The sequence below is a fragment of the Lactobacillus sp. M0403 genome, from assembly GCF_016101265.1.
GTDB lineage: Bacteria > Bacillota > Bacilli > Lactobacillales > Lactobacillaceae > Lactobacillus > Lactobacillus apis.
The window spans coordinates 72,666-96,793 of sequence record NZ_JACFQV010000003.1 but is presented as its reverse complement, the minus strand read 5'-3'; the positions used below and the strand labels follow the sequence as shown (position 1 = coordinate 96,793).

The following is a 24,128-nucleotide window of genomic DNA, read 5'->3' as shown; positions in this document are numbered from 1 at the left end:
TCTTTCTTTGTAAAAAACACTACTTACTTCTTTAGGTATGGTTTGTATGAAAAGCTTTGAGCTGCCTTAACCGCTGATTTCCAGCCTTCGTAAAGGTGTTCTCTTTCCTCATCACTCATTTGGGGTTCAAATGTCTTACCTACTTTTTGAATTTTCTTAATTTCATCAAGACCACTCCAGAAGTTGATTGCTAAGCCTGCCAGAAAAGCTGCGCCAAGTGCTGTAGTTTCAAGGTTAGCTTCACGCTCTATCTCAGTTCCTAAGATATCTGCTTGGAATTGCATCAAATAGTCATTGTTTGCTGCTCCACCGTCAACCTTCAACTTAGGAATATCAATCTTTGTATCTTCATGCATCGTATCAATTACATCGCGACTTTCATACGCTAATGACTGCAAAGTAGCTTTAGTAAAATCATTCTTGGTAGTACCGCGAGTTAAGCCAAAGACAGCCCCGCGTACATTAGAATCCCAATATGGAGCACCTAATCCAGTAAATGCTGGAACAACGAAAACTTCGTTATTATCCTTTGAATTTTGAGCTGCCTCTTCTGATTGAGATGCGTCATCAATAATTTCCATCTGATCACGTAGCCATTGAATTGCAGAACCTGCTACATAAATACTACCTTCTAAAGCGTAATTTACTTTGCCATTTATTCCGTAAGCTACAGTAGTTAACAAGTTATTAGAAGAAAACTTTGGCTTTTCACCAGTGTTCATAACTGTGAAAGCACCGGTACCATAAGTATTTTTAACCATGCCTGGTTCAAAAGCTAGTTGGCCAAACAAAGCTGCTTGCTGGTCACCGGCCATTCCAGCTATTGGCACTTCACTACCATAAAAATGGTATTCCGCTGTAGTACCATAGACTTCAGAATTAGACCGAATTTCAGGTAGTAATTGTCTTGGAATGTTCAACAGCTTAAGAATTTCATCGTCCCAATCAAGTTTGGTAATGTTAAAGAGCATTGTCCGGCTAGCATTCGTATAATCTGTCACATGAACTTTACCACCTGTTAATTTCCAAACCAGCCAAGTGTCAATGGTGCCAAATAATAATTCGCCCTTTTCAGCCCGCTCTTGAGCACCAGGAACATGATCAAGAATCCAGCGTATTTTAGTTGCTGAAAAGTAAGCATCAGGTATTAAGCCAGTTTTCTCATGAATCATGTCTGAATAGCCATCGGCAATTAACTTGTCAGCTATATCTGAAGTTTGCCGTGATTGCCAAACTATTGCATGATAAATCGGTAATCCGGTTTTTTTATCCCAAATTACTGTCGTTTCACGCTGATTTGTAATACCGATACCAGCAATTTGATTAGGTTTGATTCCCGAATTAATAAACGAATTGGCAATTGTAGATAAGACAGAATTCCAAATTTCATTGGCATCGTGTTCTACCCAGCCAGGTTTAGGGAAATATTGATTAAATTCTTTGCGTGAGTCAATTACTTTTTTACCATCATGGTCAAAGATAATTGATCGAGTACTTGTAGTACCTTCGTCAATCGCTAAAATATATTTTTCAGCCATTTATACTTTTTCTCCTTTTTAGTCACAAAACTAATTTAGTAATGGTAACCGTTTTTACAGATTTAATTTTACCCTCGCTTTTTAGAAAGCGCTAACATATAATGATAATAACTTATTAGGTAAAGTTATAAGCAAAAGGATAAAACGTGATGAAATACAGTTTATTAGCATATAAGTACTTTATTGATGTAGTTGAAACTCAAGGATTTACTCCTGCTGCAAAAAGAAATTTTGTCTCTCAAACAGCGATCAGCAATGCGATTAAAAATTTAGAAGATGAGTTAGGTGTCCAACTAATTGACCGCTCAACTTCACACTTTAAGGTAACCGTGGCAGGAAATAACCTATACAACTGTGCAGTACCTGTTTTAAAAAATTACTACGAATTCAATGAAAAAATCAGTCAATTAAACAATTCATTTCAAATTTTGAGAATACACTACTTACATGGCTTTGATTATTGGACTGTAAAATTAGCTGACTCTTTGACCAAAAATAGCCCTAGCCTAAAAGTACAACTGGATACTGAAAATTTTTCAACAAGTATACCTAAGCTTGATGCTGGAGACTATGACGTACTGATTGGCTTTTCTACTGCTGTCAGTAAAATTAAAAATATCCATGTTAGAAAGGTTGGTACTGCTAGTTTTGGCATTTTATTGAATCAAAATTCTTTCGATTCAAACGGGAAACTTAAGAAAAACATACTAAAAAAGCACCCCCTTTTTTTACAAAGATGGAGTGCTACTGATAATAACGACGTACAAACAAAAATCAAAAATACTCTGGAAAAAATGCATATTAGTTATGAAGAAATTGATTATTTAGATAGTTTCGACTCTGCATTATCAAATGTTGTGTTAGACCATGGTATGGCAATCTATCCAGAGGAACTATCATTACCAAAAATTTATGATAGCCGTGTTACTTTTTTACCTGAGCTACCGAAATTAAAATATGATGTTGTTGCAATATATAAGAACCCCGCAATCTCTAATATATTAGAGCGTTCTTTATCAAAAGACTAAGTGATGTACTTTTTCCAAAATTTTATGATCAATCATAGACAAAATGTAACAAGTCGGCGACCATTTGACGACCACTAATGATAAAAAAGCCTATAACTACAAAGGTTATAGGCTTTTTTAGGGAGATGAGGGGAATTTATAATAGCATTTTAAAAACGACTGATAATAGTAGTTTATGAAAAGTTAGTCCATGTGGTTCTCTATGTCATTATTGTTTTCTAATTCATTTCTTTTTTCGGCAATAATCTTTTCCAAGTTGTCTAAATCTTCAAGAGTCGCAAATTTATTAACGAATCTTTTATCTTGAGACCTAGCCGCAAGATAATTCATTCGCTCTTTATTTTTTTGATTCCATTTTTTATTTGCTTCTTTTTTTGCTTCAGTTAGCTTAGCCATTTTGTCACGCTCCAAATTATCGCAATGATTGCTACTACAATTATAACTGTTTTAAGGATTGTTCTAGGTCTTAAATCTATTTTTGTCTTGATTGTCCAATTACCTTTTTGCTTTTTAAAATTATATACTTTGTTCACTGCTTTTGCTCCTTCCTAATTTTTCCTGAAATTTTCTTTTTTCTTGTCTACAATAAAGAATATAAATAATTTATTGTTAGATAAAAAGGAGAACAACATGATAAATACAAAAGCCTTTACTAAAATTTCTTCGGGACTTTTAATTGGCTTAGGACTTATAACTATACAGCAAAGTTCAAGCCCTGTTTTGGCTGCCTCTTCACCTAGAGTTCAGTTAAGACAGAATTCCTATGTATATTCTTCAAAGGGTAGTAGAAAAAGTAAAGTTTCATTAAAACGAGGAACATATCTTAAAACTTATGGGAAAAAATCTATAAAAGGAAAAGTATATTACAATATTGGTAACGGACGATATGTAAAGAAAATTAATACGGTCATTCCCCCTAAGGAAGACAAGGATCCAGTTTTATTTACGGTTTATTTGAAATATGACGCTGAGTTTTATACAAAGCCTAACGGTGAAAATTCACTTTATACACTGATTGGAAAGCAAAACGTCTATGAAACATATACAGACAGTGATGGCCATATATGGTACCGACTTAAGTATCATAACTGGGTTAAGGCAAGTGACACACAAAAGTCAAAACCAAAAGAAGATAAAGATATTCCAACTTCTGATAATTGGGATGATCCAAATGATAATACTAGTATCGAAGAAGTGAAAGATGAATTAAGCAGCATTCCTACTGGAACTGCTTTTGATAGGTCGACTATTGTAGAAACTGCAAATTGCTTTGAAAAATTGGTTAATGACTGGCGCGCTTCTCAGGGAGTGGACACTAAGATGTCATATACAGATAAACATTTTGACTATGATGTTTCTCGTTCAATACATGATGCTCAGCATTTTGATGCATATCATGATTCAGACAGGCATCAAGGCTCTTCCAATTTTTATGGAGAACTTGAGGCCTTGGTTAAAGAAGGAACACCTCAACAAATGGCTCAAGAAGCATTCAATAATTTTGTTTTTTATGATGGAAGTGCCAACTTTGCTCATAGAGATCACCTAAAACGTAGATCATGTACCTCATTCGGACTTGGGCTAGCTTCCACTCACAAAAACGGTTTCTACGTAAACGGGGTCAGCTTTGTCGTTGTAACTAACAATTAAGAGTCAAATCCCCACTGTTTTTATAACTAAGATAATAAAAGCATACCTTCCCTTTCAGGAATGTTTGCTTTTTTTGTTTAAGACCAGAGTTTTTTAATCCTAGTAAGTAAAATAGAATGGTTTATATAAATTGTTAAGCAGCTGCAATATGAAAAACATTTTTTACAAAGCCTTTCATAGGATGTTATATAAAATTGCTATAGCAATTTAGTTCAATAAACGGGGAGCTAGCATTTTGCTATAACACACTCGTGTATTAACTGTCTTTATAGCAATTTGCTAGAATGAAAAAATGCTATTTTAACTGTATCTTTAAAGATACAGCTATAAAATTGCTATATCTTGTTATCTACCCTTCCTAATTGCTAGCAATATACTGTAATCAATTTAGCTTAGTTAATAGTTTAAATAGAAAAAGAGGTTATATTTTAAGACAATTAAAAGCAAAAATATGGTAGCGTCCGTTGATTTAGTCTACGGAGAAATTAAAGCTAACCTTGATGGTGAATACATTGATCAATAGTCAGTTGTTTCAGAAGTTAAGCAAGTATCTAATGATCCAATCATACTATGTTTATAAAATTTTTTTCGAACTTTTATATCAAAAAAGACTGATAAACGTTGATTTATCAGTCTTTTTCTTTTTATTTATGGAGATGAGGGGAATTTATAATTGAAATCATTAATAAATATCAAATATAAACCTTGATATAATAGCATTTTAAAAACGGCTAACAACAGTTGTTTTTAAAAAGTTAGTCCAAAAGTTAGTCCATGTATTCCTCTACATGATTGATATCTTCTAACTCAATCCATTCGCCTGAAATAACTACATGGTCAACTTGATAACCGTCTACAGTACCAACTATATCAGGTAGGAATTTATCATCGATATCAACCTGCTTCAATTGCACCGATACTAATCTATGATTAGCATAAGCAATCATCAATATTTCACTGATTGATTCAAGAGACATTGGTTTCTTTTTTTCATAAACCTGTGCGCGCTTTTTATCAATCTTACTAACGGTTGATGTATAGTCGCTTAGCATGAAGCCTTGCCACTTCTTCATGCCACGGTCTTGATATGTCCTGAAAAAATCCGTTACTTTTTGGTCAGATTCTTTGCTCATGTTATCTCCTTTGCAAACACAAGTTTTAGGATAACTATTATAAAGCAAAATGAAAATAGCTTGCAATTAAAAAAACTCCCCAACGAATTTTCAGTGGGAAGTTATCAAAATTAATTTAAATTATTGTGATCTTTATTATTAGTCAAGTCATCATTTCCTGATAAAGTTTCAACATTATCAGCTACACTACCTAATAGAGTTATAAGTGCAACGAACCCAGTACCTGACCCAATGTATGGATGTCCTTTCATCACTAAATATACACAAGCGATAAGAGCTCCAATAGCGAAAGAAGCAACAATAATTAGACTAAACCAAGCCATCTTGGCACGACTATTTTGTCGACGAGCTTCTAGTTTTCTTCTCTGCTCAGATTCTGCAAGAGCATTATCTATTATTCTTTGAGAGGAACCCTTATTTACAGCTTCATAGCCAGCTAATAAAGTTGGTGTAGGAATGGGACCAGAATACATAGACAGTGTTCCGATAATAGTTTCTTTTTCTTTAGAAGGTATATCTGAATTTTCAACCTGCTTGATTATTTCTTTATCAAGTTTTTGCTTTTCGCTATTTGCGGCTTCTATCTTTTCGTTTATTTCTTTAGAATTACTTGAGTTTTGAGCTACCATATTCTAGAATACCATGCCTTAAGTCATTACCTACATTAATCCAGTCTTGTTCAGTAAATCCACCAAAAGTATTATTTGAAGGCGCTATTTGATGCTTCGGTTGTTCAATTTTTTTATAAGGAATTGATAGAATTTTTGTGACTTTTTTCATCACTATGGTTATTTCAGTAAACATATCAAATCTTCCTTTCTTACGATTTATTTTACCATATGACTGCTTTTTGTGTTTTAAAAATTATTTTAGTTGCTATATAAATCAAAAAAGCTAATCTTTTAAAAATCTCTTGTCATCATAATTTTATTTTACATTATTTGAAAGCTAAATGTATGACTTTTCAAATCAAACAATGATGGTATAATTGTCTGCAGTTAAGATAATAATTGTGCGACAGACAACATACGTGCAATTTTAAAGGCAGCCTTTTGCTCAAGGTTGTCTTTTTTGTGTCAGATAAATGCTGAGATTGCAATTCTACAATCGTTTGAGCACAAGAAGCTTATAATTTTGCTAAATAAAAACACCCTTGTTCTATTTAGCTTAAGGGTGTTTTTGAATATATCGTATTTTTCTACCAGCATTATTTGCTTTTGAGGTCATCTCTTCGCTGTTGAATATATTCTAGTGTCTTGTCTAAATCTTCTTCAGTAGCATACTTCAAAATAAAATTTTTTGCGTCCGATTTTCTCCTAAAGTAAGTCATTTTATCTTTATTTTTATCATTCCATTTTTGGTTTGCACGTTTTTTTGCATCACTTAACGTCATATTAGCGCTCCTATTGAAAATAACAGTATTCCTAATAATATAGCAATCATTGCTGATTTATAGTACTTTTTTTCTTTATCAGTCATGTTATAATGGATAGCAAAGAGTGGAGCTAAGCTCCACATCTTTGGTTATTTACAAAAGGCTTTAACAATGTCTTGAATCAAGTTGATAAGTGCGGTTGCTGGAACAGCCCACGCCGCTATTGCGGTGTACTTAGCAACTTTTTCATCTGACTGTTGAAGTCTTTTTTTATTTCTTGCCATCCATGTTTCACTTCCTTACATATATTATAATACACTTACGTATGTGTAATATCAATTATTTTTAGGAAAATAAGTATTTTGTTTGCACAAAAATAAAGCCACCTAGAACTTAGTCTAAGTGGCTTTTATTTGTTTTTGTAATGAATTATTTTATATTCTATTTTCGCTGTTTTTCTATTTATCTTGTTTTTCATCATTTCTATCTCTTTTTTAATAGTCTGTAGCTCTTTTTTATCCATTTCATATTTTTGTTCATCCAATTTTTCTTTCTTTTCCTCATCTACTTTCTCTTCCTCTTGCTTATCAAATTCGTCAATTTCTGAACGTACATAAATATACATATCAATAAATGGGTAGGTAGTATTTACTATGATATTAACAATTTGGTAAATCACTTTTAAAACAGTATTTTTCGGAGAAAGAGACAAAATAACTACAGTACCCGATAACCAAACCAGTAATGAGGCTAGTATCGACTTAATAGCTTTCATACAAAAAACGTGCTTATTCTGTTTTATGTCATTAAGCGCATTTATGCAGCGAGCCAAATAGATAAGCCAAAAATATAATGAATAGAAAAAGATTACTATTATCGCAGTAATTCCATATAAAGTATTAGGTTGAGAATATAATCCTTCCATCAATAACACAAACACCAAAACAAAAAAGTGTAAACAAAATATTGATAAAGAATCTAAATTAAACTCTAATTTTCCATTAAAAAAATCTAGGATTATGTATACCAAAGCTGACGCAAAAATTAAAAAAACAGTAAAATAGACTAAAGTGTTAGACAATGAGTATTTAGTTTCTAGCATATATAAAATGCTAAATACTACAGTAAAAATAGCTGCTGACGCAGTAGCCAGAGCTTTTTTCTTTTTATTTGAATTCATATATATTTACCTCTTTTCTATTTCTAAAATAGAATATCAAAAAAGCCACCCCAGAGCAATGCTCCAAGGTGGCCTATTAATTATTATTTAGTATTTTTGATGTTTTTTCCGCTGAATCCCTTTTTCAAGTCTTTAGCAAATTGCGCTTTACTAATGCCAAGTTTGGTCAAATAACCCCATGGATCAGTGTGGTTAGTGTTACTGTAACCATGTTGGACTAGCCATGCATGCGTCTTAATGCCTGTTGGCTTGTCGTTGTCTAAAGTTAGAGGGATACCATATTTTTTGGCACCCCATCGTAACCAATTGACATAGTGCTTGTATGCTTTCATCGCGCGCTTATGGTTGGTAAACTCACACAGCTCAATCTGTACTGGCGACATGCTGTTAGCTGGCATACCTGCACCCCATGCGTCATAGCCAACTTCACCAACTTGATAAATATTTTCGTCATCAACTACAAGATGCGTATATGTTTGACTGGTGTTAATGCCAGTCTTCATATTGCGAGCTACTGCCCACGCTTCACCGTTAGGTGTTGCGGTTGAGTGGGCAACGATAAAGTTAGGTGTTGCTTTGTGTGAACTACCTTCATGATTAGATAATGCATATTTATAATTTCTTTTCATTATTTGTTCTCCTTTTTAATCTTTGCTACTTCCTGTTCAGCAAATGCTTTAATCATCTCTATTACATAGTCTGGCACTGGTAAGCCTTGTTCTTTCAAGGCTTGCGTCACCATATCGATAACCTTTTGCATTTTTTGGTTACCAGTTAAATCGGTTGTTTCAGCTAATCGTACAAAACCAATAGTTAGCTTTTTAACTGTTTCAACGTAGAGACTAATTGTATTAACTACATTGTTCTTTGACGGGTGCTTTTTAAAATAAAGTGACCATGCACCACATGCTAATAACACCAGCCCAACAATAATATATAAATTTGTCATCTTAATTCCTTTCAATCAAAAAAGCACCTATTGGTGCTTTCTTGGTTCATCATATTTTGCTTTTAAAATATCGTATTTCGCTTTTAAGTCATTAAACTTCACACTTAACTTATCTAGTTTTACTTCTGCCTCTAAACGCTTGTCCCTTTCAGCGTGATAGTACTCTTTGAATTCCCCCTTTTCAGTTTTTAGTTGTGTAATAAGCGTGTCTTTTTCCTTTATCAGAGAGTGATAATCTGCCCTGTTGGTCTTATGTGACACTGCTAATGCAGTTGCAATTGTACCAATGGCACCGGCTAACACTTGTACCCAGTTGTTAAAATCGTGCAAGTGATCGCCCCCCTAATTTTTGTATGCACACCTAATTAGCAGAGTTAATAACCCTGCATCTAAAATTACCGCCATTATCATTTCAACTTTATGTGCGCCCAGCACATGCCATACTTGCTCAGCCAACAGCATTGCTACTGCAGCACTTGCTAAAATCAGCAAAATACTCTGAAACTTTCTGCTGCGATTGCCGGTTAATGCCGTAAAAAGCAGGCACACACCTAAAATGACAAAAATAATATCCGACCATTCACTGTTCATTAGTGGACGAAGTTGAGGTGGCCAAAAGAAATAATTTTTATCAGCCCACAAAAAAATGCCAATCAATATGATTAGCACCCCTATTAGCATTTGGTTAAAATTCTTATCAGCATTTTTAGTTAGCTGCTTGAGTTTCAACATAGTCATCACCTGTAATCTCTTTATACGCAGCAGCATCAATAGTCTTGCCAACAAAGCTAGCAACTTTCTCCTTATTATATACACCAACTTTGTATAGATATTTATAGAGCGATTCAAAAGCTTTCATTATTTATCACTCCCTTTTGTTACGTCCTCATCTTGTTCAGGAACAATGCCTGATGAAATCAAGCCAACTAATGTTCCAAGCTGCTCATTAATGTTGTCAATGTCATCCTTGGATGCTGTGCCATTAGCTACATCATCTTTTAGCTTTTTAATAGTATCTGCCATATCACTAAGTTTTTGCGCCTGTGTAGCTTCATCCATGTCAAACCATTTATAATTTACAAAATCAAATTTAGGCTTTTTCAAGCTTGCATCAGGAGGAATCTGCGTATAAGGTCGGATAATTTCTGCATCCCTTGGCGCGAACCAAACCTCGCAAGGATTTTCATCAGTTGATTTATATACTTGAATGAAACCTTTCACATCATCTTTAGGTGCTACATCAGCACCGCTATTGTCTTGATTAACTGTATTCGTTGTTTCTATCATTTTTTTACCTTCTTTATTTTAGCTTTACATTACTTTTTGGAACCCAACCTTGACCACAGCCCGGTCCTGACACAACAGAACCATGCCAATCTGCTCCCACATTAGCTATATAAAACATATCTTTATAGGCGGATAATATATCACATTGGTCTCCTGCTACAGCTGTCGGTATAGATCCATTAACTTGTCCCCAATCCCCAGATCCATCTGTATTAACACGATTATAAAGATATATATTTCTGACATTATTCGTAGAGACAAGCGTACCTCTTTTTCCCACGTAACTCTTGTCAAATTGTTCTCCACTAACAATCAAGTGATTAACTTCTTTGCCATTCATTATTAGAGACATGAAGGAGCCACCTCCCTCATATCGTCCAGTTTATATATTATTAGTAAATAGGAGGGCTTATTTACCCCCCAGATTACTTTGGATGACTACGTCCGACAACCGCATATAACATGGCGTTGAAGCATAGATAACCCTATTTACTTCACTCGAAAAACTAATTTGAACTTGAATCCAATATTCTCCGTCCTCAGGCTTAGCTGTTTTAGTCAAAAATAGGCATTGTTTAACTGGCACTATTTCATCTTTGAAAACAGAACCAATTGAAAGTCGTCCTGTTGCAGATGATGCAACATCGCCAACATAGTATACTTTTTGCCCTTTTTTAGTTTGGACATTAGCCCCAATCAAAGAATTTTTAACAGCTGAAAACTGTTGTCCGGCAAAAATCAGATTATTAACTTCTTTCCCGTTCATTAACAACATGGATCAATCCCCTTTCTATTATATTAAGGCGTTGCAACGATGATATTTGGATTTGCCTTTGAGTATGCAATTCCACTTGTTAAATCTGCACATTGATGCACTACTTCTTTGTCATCAACGTAACCAATGATATTCTTGTAATCAATATCAGTGATTAATCTTTGAAAGTTAGGACGATATTTACCATTGCCATAGATGCCTCTTGTACTAATAGTAAAATCTGGAACTGTCCGTCCTGTATAGATCCGTAACTCTTGCGTAATGTTGGCAGCATCGTGCTTATAGACAACCAAATATCCTGTATATGTTGTACCGTCTGTGTTTCCTGGCACCGCACTAAGCGCATTTTTGTTAATTGAACAGATTAATGTCGTATCCATCAACGAGTAGATGCCTGGTGTAGTGGCTTTATCAACGTCAAGCGTGTCTTTGTATTTGTAAACGAAGTCGGGATTCTCGAATGAAGACAAATTGATATTGCCTTTGTCATCAGGCTTCTTGCCACCAATAGTTTTAATCGAACCTGCATTAGCAATCGCTGTTTGAAGATTGGCAATATCTTTGGCAAAGCTGAAACTGTTGAAAGCTGGGAAATCATTGGTTTTAACAGATATTTCGCGGAAATATATACCACTATTAATCACTAGCAGTTGATATACAGCATTACTGGTTGGGCTGTCATCAAAATTCAAATTAAATAACCATCCCCAGTAAAAACCTGAAAAGCTATAGCCACTGTTAGCATCTTTCGGGTCTGTCACGTCATACTTGGCATTGATTTTAGTGCTACTGATACGGTGCACGCCTGAGTCCACAACATTATCGGGATTAAAGCTCTTATTTTCATCCCGAGCAACCACGTCCTTAGCATCTCTTTGCGTTAAAGGGAAGAATTGAGCGTGGTCTTTTATTGTAGATAACCTTGCAAAATCTTCTGTGCTAGTTCCATTTACTTTTGACCTTAAGAAATACATTGCACCTTGGTTATATACAGTATTGGCTATATACACAATCTGAATATAGCTAGCACCATCGTTGCTGTATATGTTAAAAATCCAACCATTAAGTCCAGTGGTCGACTGGTCAAATGCCTGCATGTAACCTGCTGACGACAACTGTGCATTTTGGAATTTGGTGATTCCTTTTGTTGTGAAAGTATCCAAGTTAATTGTCTGATTGGATACTATGCTATCAGGATTAGATAGTACTGCTAAATCATTACTGTCCTTACGAACTTTTGCTAAATCTTCTTTAGTCGATAATTTAGCAACAATGTCGGACAACTGTTGCTGTGTAACTACACCATTATCTGTAACATTGACTGATACATTATCAGTTTGGCCAACTACCACAAACATGGTCATGTTGAATTTGAACAATACCTTATCTTTAAAGTCAGGCATCGTTTCAGGCTCAGCCGCAGTAGTTAATGCGTAAAGAATCTCTTTGTTGCTGCCATCTTCTTTAGCAAAAAGCCCAATAGTGTTGACATTGTAACTCGTGGTCAAGTCCTTGTTGTTAAATACTAGCTCTGTACCAATGACAATGCTCTTGTCTTGTGCAGAATCCGCTACATTATTAATCTCACCGTACTGCATCAAGCTTGGCAGTGTGGTAAGTTTTTGCAGCTCACTAATACTCTTAGAAACTAGTTTTTCAGTTGAAGTAGCTGCCCTAGTAATTGTGAACTTAGCTTTACCTGAATTAGCCTTAGCAGCTAAATCAAGTCCAGCATTGGTTAATATAGTTTTGTTATATTTTGACAAATTACCACTCCTTTCTAATTAACAAATTGAGATACATTGGCTTGCGCTATAGTTGTTGCTTCAGACCACATTCCAATGCCAATCTTGATATCATTTGATATTTCTGCCCTATTTAACGCCACTCTAATCTCGTAGATCATGTTAGCAGGCAGATAGATGTTAAGCAGATACTTAATATTTTCAATCTGACTACTATCAATTTCGGCACTTTTAGCTTCTACTATTGCATCCCTCTGAATAACTGTGATTGTCGCAGGTATCTTCAAAGTCGCAAATAAATCACGCAAGTAGCCAATTGTGATTGGTCTTGGCGGCAACAAGCGCATCAGCACTTTGTTTTGCCTTGTCTCTAAATCATCATTTGGGGCGGGCTTAATCCCCACCTGGTCTTCAAAAACTGAAATTCCCTTGGCATCTGTTTGCGTGACGAACTGATTTAAAAGCAGTCGAAACTGCTCACCTTCTGCCCTGTCTAAGACGTCACCCTGAGCATGCATGATAGCTTCCATTTCATAGACGCCATCGTAATAGTCGGGTAGATAGTCCATTAAATTGTTAGCCATCAAGCACCACCTCGCCTAGTATCGGTAATTGTGAAGTTTGATTGTTAAACACTAGAGCAATATCTTGGTCGGCACCGTTTAGCGTTGGTACAGACGCATTGATTACCCCGTCAACCATCATAATTTGTGACAGTATTTTTGAACGGTAAATCGTCTGTGAGTAACCTCGACCAGTTTTAGCATCAATGTTGTTCCAGCTTTGTCTTAACAGCTTAAAATACTCTTCAATCGCGGTTTTAATCTTAGCTTTAACTATATCTGCTCCATGCGTGCCATCAATGTTGACTGTCGCTGCTATATTAACCGTTAAAGGTGTTGGTGCAACGACAGTTACTTGATGGTCAATTGGTGCTAGACCATAGCCTTGACTTTCGCTATCAACAGGATCAATTATGTTCTTTACTTTTTTGACTAGCTCCGCACCGGCTGGCATTAGGTTATTGTCAACAATAACCAATTTAACCGTGCCTGCACCATTCCACACCGGATAGACCTGCCCAGCGCCAACTTCGCTTATTTTGCTGAGCATAGCTAAATAGTCTGTAATATTGCCACCGTAAGCAATCCAGTCATCTGCTCTCAACAGCCTGTCACGCAAGTGGTCATCTGTTTCTTCATCACGAGCAGGAGCCACTATTTCAGTGATTTCAGCCCAGGATAGGCTGTCGTTACTGGTTACTGGCAGTACTTGACCTATATAGGAGTTTGCTGCAGTCCCTAGATCATCTGCAGTTAACTCGCCTGTCAAATCATCATTGATTTTTTGCACGGAATAAAAAATAGGCGTTTCACCAATGCTTGCGAATTGGTCGCCTATCTGTACGTTATTAATTGGATTACCATCTGAATCTAAAAACTTAGCCTTAACTTCTGTTTGTGTAGCTACATATCTGGCTGTGCCATGTTCAGCCGCTCTGTAGTCAAGAAATTGCCCTTGCGCAGTCTTGATATAAGTCTGCCTAATTATATTTGCTAATGACAGTGACTGTTGTGCCATTACCATAGCTGCTGGAGCTACTGCATCATATATAATTGAGCCCACCCGCTGGTCAATATCATCTGGCACATTATCCAACATCAGATTAAGCCAATATTCAAAATCTTGCGCCATATAATTAGCAGCTAATTCATCAGGATTCATCAACGCTCACCTCACTATCTATATTAATTTTTCCGAAAACTGTGAAGCATGTTCCCTTGACCTGCAAGGTATCGCGGTTAATCTGCTCTATTTCATCAATTTGCACTTCAGTAATACGGTCGTCAGCTAGTAATGCCTCTTTCAACATTCGGTCAACTTCAACTTTGGCATAACCCATATTTTTCCCAATCAAATCACTAAAGTCATTACCATATTGCTCAGAATAGATAGGATAGACTGAACGTTCAGTTTGTAATATCTTATCGACCGCTTGAACCATAGCTGCTTGTTCGTCAACCTTGCCTCGAATTCGTCCATTTTCGACCTTAAACGTCAAAGTTGACTCATCTTCCAGGACTTCATCGTCATCTTCTGTGTCAATATCGTTGTCCTCTAGTTCAGCGTCATTATCATCATCTTCAGTAACAATGATGTTGCTGTCATCGTCCATTCTATTCCTCCTCTCTCTCAAACAAGTAAAATTGCTGACCACCATCCATGCGAATCATGGTCACTTTATCGCCTATTTTTAAACTGTTGTCAATTTCTAGCCCTTTAAAACTAATCTTTTGGCCACTAACTTCGCCTTTACCAGTTACCTTGTATTTACCAATGTGTCTACCTAAGACAATAAAATTGTCATCAATAACCATGTTGTTTGATAGTTGTACTTTCAACGGCTTATCACTGATTACTTCGCCATAGACAACATCAGCATAATCACTGTCTTTGCCACCGCGGTTTTTTAGCATTTCAATTATTAGTTCTCCAGCCATGAAGCACCCACTTTCATCGTTAAATGACACGTATAATCAGTGCCAAAGCTATGCTCTGCCTTTAATATTGGGCAATTCTTCAAAGTCTTATTAATATCCTTAATTTTTATTGTTACTGCATTACCGGCAACAAGGTCAACATTGCCAATACAGTCAATGGTCAATGTCTTATTAGCTCGATTACGCTTAGAAAGCTCATCTTTTGCTTGCTTAACCATTTGGGCATGATTAGCCTTGTTCTTTTTGTTTACAGTAACCTGCAATTTGCCCCATTGTTCAGTGGATTTCCCTTTTGCACTAGTTGATTTAAAACTGGTACGTTTAGGATCATCCTGCTTGGCAGTGGCTGATTTGGATTTGGATTTTTTCGTGTCTTTCTGAATAACTTTAACCACATTTGCCGTGTTGTTGATATCCACTGCATAAGAAAAGCCGGTCATGGCCGACTTACTACCAATTATGATTTTCAGTTTCTTATAGGGTGCACGCCGTAGCTCTACAGTATCGTAATTACAATACACATAGTACATGTGCTTAGTTGCTGTCTTTGTCTTAGTAATAGCACTCTTGAGCATGTCAAAGTATGTTTTACCGTCGCATACTTCAGCTGCCACCTTGTGAGTGGGCTTATTGACTACCTTATGTTTAATGCCAGCTCGCTTGCATACATTGTTAAAACGGTCAGCAATAGTGCCAGCTTGCCATACAATTGAATCCTGATTTTTTAAGTAGCGCTCTTTGTCATAGCATGTGACACTGACTGTATTGTCGTCTTTGACCGCATATTTAAAAACATATCCGTAAAAAATTTTGCTACTGTCCCATTTGAACTTAATAATGTCTCCTGAGTATGGAATTATCGGATGAGCATTTTGGATTAAGTCAAAAGACAATTCACCAGCACTAAAGTTAAGATCGGTTATCCATTTAACGTTTGTCACTACTTCACGCATATCATAAGTAGTCCCTTTGCCGTTCTTTTTAGACTTTCGATAAAGATTGCTGCGCCGCACTAACTCAAATATTGTTATCATGCTTTCTTCACATCCGATTTCTTAACCCAGCCACGTGCCGCACCGTTAATGCCAACACAGATAGGATACTTATGTCCCGTAGCAATGTTGATTACTTGACGCTTAGCATTTTTCTCATAAGCTCCAGGTCCATTGCCGTTTGAATCCATATACAATCTGCCATTAACTACAACACTTGATCCAACCCCAAATTTCTTAGGTGGCGCAATCCTTTTTTTGCCTTTTTTGGATTTTTTCTTCTTTTTCTTGGACTTTGAAACTTTAGTAGCTGCAAACTCACGATATTGTTTTAAGTCAAGCGTATAAACATACTCTTCGTCATATCCATTTTCAAATCCATATTCAAAATTTTCAATAGTCATCGGCATGCTGATTTTCGTATTAGAAACAACAAACTGCATATGCCCCTTTGCTTTTTGAATTTTCTTAATAAAGTCAATATAAAATTGAGGGTCTTGCAAATTATCATCTGCCAAATATGTTGTTGTATCACATGGAAGTGTGCTTTCTATTGTTGTACCAACCAACTTTAAGTTGCCCAGCCGATTAATCTCACCAAGGTTAACAACTGATTGACTAGAGTTGTCTCCTTCGTATTTGAGCTTTAATTCAGCCGGGTTAACCGGCAATTGGATAGTTTTACTCGTCTTATAATCTGTCAAGAAAATACCAAAACCATCCATTAATATCACCTTCTATCTTTTTAACTCAGAGCTTTTTCGCTTTGAGACATTATTCTGTTTTCAATTGCTTCTAAAAGCATATCAGCATCATATTCAGCACTACCAGTACTATTGATTTGAATAGCCCCACTTTCAATTGTTATGGCCGAACTGTGGTCATCGGTGCTTGAACTATTTCCGCCAAATTTAGTTCCAATTAAACTAGAACCATTAGTGTCGCTACTGATTGAAGCATCAAATTGATCTTGTTCATTAATACCTATACCAGCTGTAGTGCCATCCAATCCACTTAGTGCATTGGCAACACTATTTACAGCTGTTGCTGCTCTATCAAAACCATTTGCAAGTAAATCACCTACATTAGTTTTGCCAATTGATAAAGGGTTAAGTGTTGGCGTCATATCTGAAGCTGCTGCTACAACTCCCGCTGCCATTTTGGCAGAAGCATTACTTGCCAAATCAGCATCACGTTTTAATCCAATTGCTAGCCCTTGGTCAACCCAGCGACCGTATTGGTTAAATAGTTTAGACGGTGAACCGATATGCAATATGTTCTTAGCTGCACCAACAACTTTACTTGCTACACTCGAAACAGCATTAACTGCTGCACCAACCATAGATTTGATACCATTGACTAATCCTTGAATTAGGTCACGACCTACACTTACCAATGAGCCTGCAAAGCTTCTAGCGGCATTAACTGCATTTGAGACACCGCTTCTAACGCTATTTACAACATTACTCATTGCACTCGTGATAGCTGTAACCATCATGGTTCCTGCCATGATAAACATGGTTACCAGTACCATCACAGCTACACCCACGGCTATCAAACCAGCTGCAACAACTAACAAAGCAGCACCAACTACCAACAACCCTGCGCCTAGGATAATTGCAGCTACACCTAATAGTAATGCGCCAACTGCGGCAATCATCATCAGTGGAGCTGCTATCATTAATGCAACTGCAAAAAGCATTAGGCCCAGTGCGGCTACTATTCCAACTGCTGCAATTAGAGTTATACCGACAGCCATCATAATCAAGCCTATTGCTGCAACTATGGATGACGCGGCCAAAATCATTACACCTACAGCTAACAGTGCAACGCCCACCGTGGCAATTATTGCACCGATAGCAACAGCAATTAAAGCAGCTGCAAATAGCAGTCCACCAATTGCTGCGACTCCCATGCCAACTGCTAATACTACTAGGCCAACTGCCAATGCAATCAAACCAACTGTAGCAATTATTGCACCCAAAGCAAAGACAGCCATTGCTGCTGACAATACCAAGATGTTAAATGCTGCTTGAAGCCCATATTGTGCTATTGTTGGCAATTCTTTAGCTAGTAATGACAAACCAAATGTTGCTGCCAATATTCCTACACCTGCCAAAAGTGCTGCAACACCGATTGCGAAAAGTCCAACCGCTGCAATGTCTAATGGTTTTGAAAGTGCCGCTATTGCTACTAATATCACGATAATTGCTACGCCAACACCTATCAAGATGCCTATTGCTGTTGAGCCACCTTGTGCAATGGTTTTAATGCCATACGCAAGTAAAGCAAAACCAGCACCAGCTGTGAGAGCCGCCGCTCCTAGTTTCATCATTGCACTGCCCATTGTTGCAAATGTTGAGGCAGCGTTGCCACCAGATTTAGGGGCTTCAGGCAATGCCGGTAAATTAGGAGTTTTAGGTGTACGTTTAAATATTTTACCCAAAGCACCAAGACCTTTCAGACTACTGAAAACATCTTTAATGCCTTTTAGAACCTTGAATGCAGCAAAGGCAATTGCTAAAGCCGTCACTGCTTTTGCAAGCGACTGTAATTGACTTGGATTTAACTTATTCAAGGCCTTAAGCCCAACAACAACTGCTGTTAATACCAGACCCTTAGTTCCTGCTTTTAATACAAGTAACGCAGCACCTAAGGCTTTCAATGTACCTGGGTCAAGCTTACCCGTAACACTCGCCAGCGTTCCAATAAATTTTGCTAGTCCTCCGGCCATATTGCCTATAGTCGTGCCGATTGAGGAATAGATACCACTTCCGCTGAATGTGTCGGTTAAATTACTTGCTGAATCTGCAATTTGCTGAAACATCTGACTGATTTCAGTACCTGCTCCTGTATCATTAAAACCATCAACAACATCTTGAATTCCTAATTTAACCTTGTCTAATATTGGTTTGACGTAATTAACTGTGTTCAATAATCCGTCAGAAAATGGCTTAAAGTTGACATTACCTAGTTTGTCAGTAATACCACTGATTGCTTTAATTCCGATGTCACTCAATTTTTTAAACTGGGGTTGAACTTTATTAGCCATAGTTTCTTTCAGACCATCTAAAGCTTGCCCAACAGTTTTATACTGTGTTGCCATTTTTGAGAAGTTTGCATTAGTACCAGTTTTAGCGATGGCTGCTAGAAAGTCCTCAGTCTTGATTTTGCCATCTTGTACTGCTTTAACTAATTGCTTAGTGTTCATACCCATGGTCTTGCCGACTGCAGCCATACCTGCTGGTGTTTGTTCCAGCATTAATTTGAAATCTTGCCATTGCACCATAGGCTTAGCAGCCATTTGCGTAGCCTGCTCCGACAAGGTTTTCATAGCTTGTTGTGGATCAGTCGCTGCTGCTGCTAATCCACCAAAACCTTTAACTAATTTAGTAGTATTTTTGGTACCTACTGCAGCCAATTGGCTATATGTTTGAGCCATATCAGATGAAGAATAAATGGTGTCTTGAGCGAATTGCTGTAGTGATTTTTTTGCACTAGCAATTGCAGCTGGACTTTTGCCAATTTGATGCATATTACCTTCAAATGTTGACCATGCCTTAGTAGATTCATTTAGTTCGCCGACAAAGGCACGGACACCTGTTCCAGCAACACCCATTGCGGAACTAATTACACCACCAATTGCTGAACCTGCAATCAACTCTTTCATACCAAGATGAGCGGACCCCAGACCTTTATTCAGTGAGTTAATGCTGCTGGAACCTCCTGACATTGCGGCTTTAAGACGACCAGTCATTTCTGATGCCCTAGTTACACCAGCATTAAAGCGGTTAAGCGTGTTGCTGAATGCATCATTAATACGTAATGTTCCACTAACAGTTGCCACGTGTTACCTCCTTTCTATATATGTTTAGATTTTGCCTTACGCTTAGCTTCACGTTCTTGCTTCTTTTCTTCCTTTTGACGAATTTGAATTGAAGCTATTACTAGTGCCTTTTCTTTTTGGGACAATTGAGCCCATTGTCCTGGAGTCCAATGGTATTCATTCAGACAGTAGTAATATACGCTGAAGTCCCCATAGGACTCTGTAATTAGTTTTTTGCTTGTTCTACAAAATTATCAATGCTATCAATATCAAATCCTGATAACTCTTGGATTGCATTACCTAAGTCAGTATATTGACCAGCATTTAACATTTTTTTCAAAACACCAGCTGGGTCGGCAATGCATCCCCAAGATTTTTGCAGTTTCTCATCATTTAAATCTGGCTGAATAACTGCTTTGGATATCATTAAATCAACTAATTTGTTTTGATCCGATTCTTGAACGCGTTGGTGCGTTTTTTTATTAATATAACTAGTAGTAGCTTGCTTTTGTAAGTCACTAAACTCATCTGCCGTCAATGCCTTTATAACAAAAGGTGATTTAAAGCCGTCAAATTTTACATTCTTAGTCTCAACCTTGCTCTTTACGTTTTCTGCCAAAAAATCTTCTACATTATATGCCATGTTCTTTTTCTCCTATATTAAATTTCAAATCCATCAAATGGTGTAACTAGGTTTACTTGTTCGAATGTGAAGTCTGATTCCCAATCCATTACTCCATCATCTGCTTCAAAGTCTGCAAATGGTATGTCATCTAGATTTACCTCGCCAAAATGTAGTGTTTGTGTTCCTGCACGGCTAGTTGGATCGTTGATTGTTAGCGTGATTTCAAAGTATAAATCTTTGCCACCATTAATATAAGGCAGGGCGTATTTAGTCCAATTTGAACTAATTAGGTAACCTCCAAGTGTTCCAGTACCTTCTACCGAAGTTACTTTCTTGTGCTTCCAACGACTTCCTAATGTCTGAACATCCTCTTTGTTTTTTTCCAACTTTGCACTAAATTTTTTGCATTCAATTAATGGAATAACTTTACCCTCAATTGTGACGTATACTTTGGCATCTTTTGTTGAGATAGTGTCTCTTCCGTTTAAAAAACTGCCAACTGTGCTTACTGTTTCATCTGCCATTATTTTTACCTCCTATTATTGGACAACCATTGTCATGTACAATTTTTCCATCGAATCTAATGGAGTAATTGCTAAGTTAACCAAAATTGAGTCACGGTCATTTCCAGCTTCTACTGTGATGTCATCTTCCTTAAAATCAGTGATTACACCGGAACTTGACAACCCCTGCAAATAACTGACTATGTTTGCCTTGAACAAATCACGTCCAGCTGCATTATTAGTGATTTTTCCAATAAACATATCTTCAAAAGTTCGTTTAGCATATGTAACAACTGTGTCCATAGTGCGGACTACACGGTTTTTACTGAAAAATACTGGTTTTTCTGCAGTTACTTTGGTCAATGAATTAATATCTTGCTCAATTACAACTGTCTCATTGCGTTTGGTTGTGAAAACTATTTCGCTATTCTCTAAAGCTTCAATTGTGCGGTCGTTGCTGAATTTAGGATATGCGCTAATTGCATCTGGATATTCAACGTAGGTCAATGATTTGGCTGCATTTGCAGAACTTGATGCTCCTGCAAAGAACCCTGCAGCTACTGTGGCATCTAATTCTGTGCCGTCCCCTAAAACAACACCATTCGCCACGGTAGAAATACCTTCATAATTAACCTTGTCACCGGTATATGGAATAACACCACGAACCTTAATATCGTTGTCCTCACGAAGATGTTTAATCTCATCAACTAATTGCTTGTGTAGCGGACTATCAACTGGAAAACCTGCCGTAGTAGCTACGTCATAGTCTTCTGTTTCAAGTACATCGTTAAGTAAGTCGCTAATCTTAACTGGCGTAGTTGTTCCACCTGTCAAATCAACAGTTACGTCACTTGATAACTGGTCTAACTTAGACGCCATTACCACTGGTGTCTTGCTTGCTCTAGTAGTTTTACCACCATCACTACCGTTGCTATCACTCCCTGATGATGGTGGCTGCGGTGTCATTTCACTAGTCAACTCAAAACCAACATAATCGTTGTCAAATAGCGTATTGGGCTTATCAACACCAATTACTTGTTGGTCAACCACCTTTGTGCCGAACAGTGTTGATACAGTCACCTTACTATCATTTTTTTCAACAGTTACATGCAAGTTGTTGCCTAGCGTACCGGGATACTTAGCAGTCATTGCCCATGGTAGTGTGGCATCTGTTGCCTTAGCAGCAGTACCATCATTGTTATTTAGCAATAGGACTGTATTGGCACCCTTAAGCACTTCATGGAGTGTTTGTAGTTCTGACTCATCAATATCATGGCCAAGCAACGCCTTGAAATTTGAGTCACTGTTTAGCTTGATGATGCCTTTTGCTCCCCAATTAAGTTGTGTACTAACTGGTAGCAGTGTCCGTCCAATGTCTGCGCCATTATTGTTATTGCCTTTACCCACAACATTAATGTAGGCACCAGGACGGCGTTTATTTTGTGTTTTCCAACTCATTTAATTTGTCCTTTCACTTCTTGATTTTGTAATTTAATTTCGTCCTTTTTGTCTGGGTAGAATCTTCCCCAGACTTCGAATTGATAAATCAACGTATTATCTTCTTGCTGAATTATTTTTTTGTTTCGAAGTGGTGCATAGTCCTTTAGTTCTAATAATCCACTTAGCAAATAGTCTTCCATTAGTTCCATATCCGTTTTAGGATTGTCGGGATTAGGAAAATAAACCACCTGGTAGGCATACTTACGTGACTGCCTGTCAAACAGTTCTGATGCCGAAGATGTATTGATTTTCTCAATAAAAAAAGACGGTTGATTAAAACCGTCCGATTGATTTTCTGTGTAAATGGTTGCATCAGGGAATAGCCGTGCTATCTCGTCAGCAATCCTTTCAATTATCGTCAATCCATTAACCTCCGTAAAATGTCATTCATCACAGGAGTAAGCAGTTGCGGAACCTGTCCTCTGGTTTCGTCAGTTGCCTTCTGCAAGAAATGCTGACCAGGGACCCAACTAGCTTTTAGCTTCTTACCAATCGCAGGCACATATCTACCAGGTGTCTGCCTGTGACCATTTTCAACAAATGAAGCGTAGTTTTTACTGTTTCTCAATTCCACTGTAATATCAGAACCTGCAAAAAACGGTCCTTTGAGTTGCCAACTACGCCTTAACTCACCTGATTGAACTGGTGTCCTGCTTTCAGCATTGCGTTTATATGTTTCTCCAACATTTCTCACACTGTTTTTGACTTCATTTTTAAGTTGACCGCCTGATATTTCTGCATTGATATGCCTAGCAAATTCTTCGAATTCTGCGTTGTCAAAATCTCCAAACGCACTCATGATTTCTCATCCCTTGTCATTGCGATTTCTTGGTGGCTCACATAACCAGAATAGCCTTTGCTGCTACGCTTATACTTAGTCGTTTTGCCATTAACATCAGTAACAATAATAGTCGCACCTGCTGGCACATCTATTCCTGTTCTTATTAATAGCGTTGCATCGTATTCATCAGTGCCATAAAACGACTGTTCACTGGCTTTTAATCCTTTGAGTATAACCTTAGCTGGTTCATCTGAGACGACCGTCACAGGCTCACTCGTAGTTATGTGGTGTTCATTAACTACCTTCTTGGTAGCTTGAATAGTTACCTTATCAGTCCATAGCATTGGGGCCAATTCTTTCAACTTGTTAAAGGCATCAATCATTGCGGTAGCCTCCGAAAATGAATTAAATCACTGATGAAGTCATCCGTAATAGGATTAAGTTTCTGCACTTGAGCATATATTTCAGCCGGTGAACCGAAGTTAACCGATACATCTCCTTCACTGATTGAATTGACTACCTCATTGTTAGTCCACTCGTGTGTTTGAATTAGCTGTAAACACATTGCTGTGATGGTGCTATCTATTTCTGATGGCAGTTCATCAACGGGAATGTTAGTGAAGTTTGCCACCGACTGAATTACTCTATCCACGCTGAAATCAATCAGATTGGTGTTTGCTTTATCACCCAGTAATTGGGTGACCTTATTTTTAATCTCTTTTTTACGTTCGTCATTCATT

At 37.2% G+C, this 24,128-nt stretch carries 34 protein-coding genes; 2 read left to right on the top strand and 32 right to left on the bottom strand.

Going from position 1 to position 24,128, the window contains the following annotated elements:
- Positions 1–23: 23 nt before the first annotated feature.
- A complete protein-coding gene (glpK, locus tag H3T48_RS05160) occupies positions 24–1,538 on the bottom strand; it encodes a glycerol kinase GlpK (protein ID WP_187157815.1) in 1,515 nt (504 codons plus the stop codon).
- A gap of 149 nt (positions 1,539–1,687) precedes the next feature.
- Here glpK and H3T48_RS05155 point away from each other — a divergent pair, with 149 nt between their 5' ends.
- The gene (locus H3T48_RS05155) at positions 1,688–2,566 is read left to right on the top strand and encodes a LysR family transcriptional regulator (RefSeq protein ID WP_198188772.1); all 879 of its coding nucleotides are present in this window, start codon (positions 1,688–1,690) and stop codon (positions 2,564–2,566) included.
- Positions 2,567–2,749: 183 nt separating this feature from the next.
- Here the strand turns inward: H3T48_RS05155 and H3T48_RS05150 are convergent, their stop codons facing one another.
- Together H3T48_RS05150 and H3T48_RS05145 are read right to left on the bottom strand one after the other, a co-directional pair.
- Positions 2,750–2,962, bottom strand: coding sequence for a hypothetical protein (locus tag H3T48_RS05150; protein ID WP_198188771.1), 213 nt, complete (start codon positions 2,960–2,962; stop codon positions 2,750–2,752).
- Positions 2,950–3,099 carry a hypothetical protein gene (locus H3T48_RS05145; RefSeq protein ID WP_198188770.1) on the bottom strand — a complete coding sequence of 50 codons (150 nt, stop codon included), beginning with the start codon at positions 3,097–3,099 and terminating at the stop codon, positions 2,950–2,952. Before H3T48_RS05145 ends, H3T48_RS05150 begins: the two co-directional genes overlap by 13 nt.
- Before the next feature lie 97 nt (positions 3,100–3,196).
- On the opposite strand from H3T48_RS05145, the gene H3T48_RS05140 reads away from it, so the two are divergent.
- Positions 3,197–4,216, top strand: coding sequence for an SLAP domain-containing protein (locus H3T48_RS05140; RefSeq protein ID WP_198188769.1), 1,020 nt, complete (start codon positions 3,197–3,199; stop codon positions 4,214–4,216).
- Between the two features lie 767 nt (positions 4,217–4,983).
- On the opposite strand, the gene H3T48_RS05135 is transcribed toward H3T48_RS05140, so the two are convergent.
- From H3T48_RS05135 to H3T48_RS05000, 29 genes are all read right to left on the bottom strand, one after another.
- A complete protein-coding gene (locus tag H3T48_RS05135; RefSeq protein ID WP_198188768.1) occupies positions 4,984–5,349 on the bottom strand; it encodes a hypothetical protein in 366 nt (121 codons plus the stop codon).
- Between the two features lie 110 nt (positions 5,350–5,459).
- Positions 5,460–5,978 (bottom strand): DUF2335 domain-containing protein, encoded by a 519-nt coding sequence (locus H3T48_RS05130; RefSeq protein WP_198188767.1) that lies wholly within the window; start codon positions 5,976–5,978, stop codon positions 5,460–5,462.
- Positions 5,956–6,153: a hypothetical protein gene (locus H3T48_RS05125; RefSeq protein WP_198188766.1), complete on the bottom strand. Its 198-nt coding sequence runs from the start codon at positions 6,151–6,153 to the stop codon at positions 5,956–5,958. Before H3T48_RS05125 ends, H3T48_RS05130 begins: the two co-directional genes overlap by 23 nt.
- A gap of 403 nt (positions 6,154–6,556) precedes the next feature.
- On the bottom strand, positions 6,557–6,742 hold the full coding sequence (locus tag H3T48_RS05120) for a hypothetical protein (RefSeq protein WP_198188765.1): 186 nt from the start codon (positions 6,740–6,742) through the stop codon (positions 6,557–6,559).
- A gap of 131 nt (positions 6,743–6,873) precedes the next feature.
- Complete coding sequence (locus tag H3T48_RS08910; RefSeq protein WP_255534283.1) at positions 6,874–7,008, bottom strand: hypothetical protein; 135 nt, start codon at positions 7,006–7,008, stop codon at positions 6,874–6,876.
- Positions 7,009–7,133: 125 nt separating this feature from the next.
- Entirely contained in the window at positions 7,134–7,904 is a 771-nt protein-coding gene (locus H3T48_RS05115) for a hypothetical protein (protein ID WP_198188764.1), read from the bottom strand.
- 83 nt (positions 7,905–7,987) lie between these two features.
- A complete protein-coding gene (locus H3T48_RS05110) occupies positions 7,988–8,533 on the bottom strand; it encodes a peptidoglycan recognition family protein (RefSeq protein ID WP_198188763.1) in 546 nt (181 codons plus the stop codon).
- On the bottom strand, positions 8,533–8,853 hold the full coding sequence (locus H3T48_RS05105; protein WP_198188762.1) for a hypothetical protein: 321 nt from the start codon (positions 8,851–8,853) through the stop codon (positions 8,533–8,535). The genes H3T48_RS05110 and H3T48_RS05105 overlap by 1 nt, the downstream gene beginning before the upstream one ends.
- A 27-nt stretch (positions 8,854–8,880) precedes the next feature.
- On the bottom strand, positions 8,881–9,183 hold the full coding sequence (locus tag H3T48_RS05100; RefSeq protein WP_198188761.1) for a hypothetical protein: 303 nt from the start codon (positions 9,181–9,183) through the stop codon (positions 8,881–8,883).
- Between the two features lie 12 nt (positions 9,184–9,195).
- Positions 9,196–9,585, bottom strand: a complete 390-nt coding sequence (locus H3T48_RS05095) for a hypothetical protein (RefSeq protein WP_198188760.1) — start codon at positions 9,583–9,585, stop codon at positions 9,196–9,198.
- Positions 9,560–9,712 (bottom strand): XkdX family protein, encoded by a 153-nt coding sequence (locus tag H3T48_RS05090; protein WP_198188759.1) that lies wholly within the window; start codon positions 9,710–9,712, stop codon positions 9,560–9,562. The genes H3T48_RS05095 and H3T48_RS05090 overlap by 26 nt, the downstream gene beginning before the upstream one ends.
- Complete coding sequence (locus H3T48_RS05085; RefSeq protein ID WP_198188758.1) at positions 9,712–10,140, bottom strand: hypothetical protein; 429 nt, start codon at positions 10,138–10,140, stop codon at positions 9,712–9,714. Before H3T48_RS05085 ends, H3T48_RS05090 begins: the two co-directional genes overlap by 1 nt.
- A gap of 13 nt (positions 10,141–10,153) precedes the next feature.
- Entirely contained in the window at positions 10,154–10,492 is a 339-nt protein-coding gene (locus H3T48_RS05080) for a hypothetical protein (protein WP_198188757.1), read from the bottom strand.
- Positions 10,493–10,549: 57 nt separating this feature from the next.
- A complete protein-coding gene (locus H3T48_RS05075) occupies positions 10,550–10,915 on the bottom strand; it encodes a hypothetical protein (RefSeq protein ID WP_198188756.1) in 366 nt (121 codons plus the stop codon).
- 23 nt (positions 10,916–10,938) lie between these two features.
- On the bottom strand, positions 10,939–12,681 hold the full coding sequence (locus tag H3T48_RS05070; RefSeq protein ID WP_198188755.1) for a hypothetical protein: 1,743 nt from the start codon (positions 12,679–12,681) through the stop codon (positions 10,939–10,941).
- 14 nt (positions 12,682–12,695) lie between these two features.
- The gene (locus H3T48_RS05065; RefSeq protein ID WP_198188754.1) at positions 12,696–13,244 is read right to left on the bottom strand and encodes a putative phage tail protein; all 549 of its coding nucleotides are present in this window, start codon (positions 13,242–13,244) and stop codon (positions 12,696–12,698) included.
- Positions 13,237–14,385: a baseplate J/gp47 family protein gene (locus tag H3T48_RS05060; protein ID WP_198188753.1), complete on the bottom strand. Its 1,149-nt coding sequence runs from the start codon at positions 14,383–14,385 to the stop codon at positions 13,237–13,239. Before H3T48_RS05060 ends, H3T48_RS05065 begins: the two co-directional genes overlap by 8 nt.
- A complete protein-coding gene (locus tag H3T48_RS05055; RefSeq protein WP_232349883.1) occupies positions 14,375–14,836 on the bottom strand; it encodes a DUF2634 domain-containing protein in 462 nt (153 codons plus the stop codon). The genes H3T48_RS05060 and H3T48_RS05055 overlap by 11 nt, the downstream gene beginning before the upstream one ends.
- A 1-nt stretch (position 14,837) precedes the next feature.
- Positions 14,838–15,161, bottom strand: a complete 324-nt coding sequence (locus H3T48_RS05050) for a DUF2577 domain-containing protein (RefSeq protein ID WP_198188751.1) — start codon at positions 15,159–15,161, stop codon at positions 14,838–14,840.
- Positions 15,146–16,195: a hypothetical protein gene (locus tag H3T48_RS05045; protein ID WP_232349882.1), complete on the bottom strand. Its 1,050-nt coding sequence runs from the start codon at positions 16,193–16,195 to the stop codon at positions 15,146–15,148. Before H3T48_RS05045 ends, H3T48_RS05050 begins: the two co-directional genes overlap by 16 nt.
- Positions 16,192–16,878, bottom strand: coding sequence for a hypothetical protein (locus H3T48_RS05040; RefSeq protein WP_232349881.1), 687 nt, complete (start codon positions 16,876–16,878; stop codon positions 16,192–16,194). Before H3T48_RS05040 ends, H3T48_RS05045 begins: the two co-directional genes overlap by 4 nt.
- A gap of 20 nt (positions 16,879–16,898) precedes the next feature.
- Entirely contained in the window at positions 16,899–20,000 is a 3,102-nt protein-coding gene (locus H3T48_RS05035; RefSeq protein WP_198188749.1) for a tape measure protein, read from the bottom strand.
- A gap of 205 nt (positions 20,001–20,205) precedes the next feature.
- On the bottom strand, positions 20,206–20,622 hold the full coding sequence (locus tag H3T48_RS05030) for a hypothetical protein (RefSeq protein ID WP_198188748.1): 417 nt from the start codon (positions 20,620–20,622) through the stop codon (positions 20,206–20,208).
- 17 nt (positions 20,623–20,639) lie between these two features.
- Positions 20,640–21,128: a phage tail tube protein gene (locus H3T48_RS05025; RefSeq protein ID WP_198188747.1), complete on the bottom strand. Its 489-nt coding sequence runs from the start codon at positions 21,126–21,128 to the stop codon at positions 20,640–20,642.
- Positions 21,129–21,143: 15 nt separating this feature from the next.
- The gene (locus tag H3T48_RS05020) at positions 21,144–22,565 is read right to left on the bottom strand and encodes a phage tail sheath C-terminal domain-containing protein (protein ID WP_198188746.1); all 1,422 of its coding nucleotides are present in this window, start codon (positions 22,563–22,565) and stop codon (positions 21,144–21,146) included.
- Positions 22,562–22,969 carry a DUF6838 family protein gene (locus tag H3T48_RS05015; RefSeq protein WP_198188745.1) on the bottom strand — a complete coding sequence of 136 codons (408 nt, stop codon included), beginning with the start codon at positions 22,967–22,969 and terminating at the stop codon, positions 22,562–22,564. Before H3T48_RS05015 ends, H3T48_RS05020 begins: the two co-directional genes overlap by 4 nt.
- Complete coding sequence (locus H3T48_RS05010; RefSeq protein ID WP_198188744.1) at positions 22,966–23,406, bottom strand: HK97 gp10 family phage protein; 441 nt, start codon at positions 23,404–23,406, stop codon at positions 22,966–22,968. The genes H3T48_RS05015 and H3T48_RS05010 overlap by 4 nt, the downstream gene beginning before the upstream one ends.
- On the bottom strand, positions 23,403–23,768 hold the full coding sequence (locus tag H3T48_RS05005; protein ID WP_198188836.1) for a hypothetical protein: 366 nt from the start codon (positions 23,766–23,768) through the stop codon (positions 23,403–23,405). Before H3T48_RS05005 ends, H3T48_RS05010 begins: the two co-directional genes overlap by 4 nt.
- Positions 23,768–24,127: a hypothetical protein gene (locus H3T48_RS05000; RefSeq protein WP_198188743.1), complete on the bottom strand. Its 360-nt coding sequence runs from the start codon at positions 24,125–24,127 to the stop codon at positions 23,768–23,770. The genes H3T48_RS05005 and H3T48_RS05000 overlap by 1 nt, the downstream gene beginning before the upstream one ends.
- Position 24,128 lies beyond the last annotated feature (1 nt).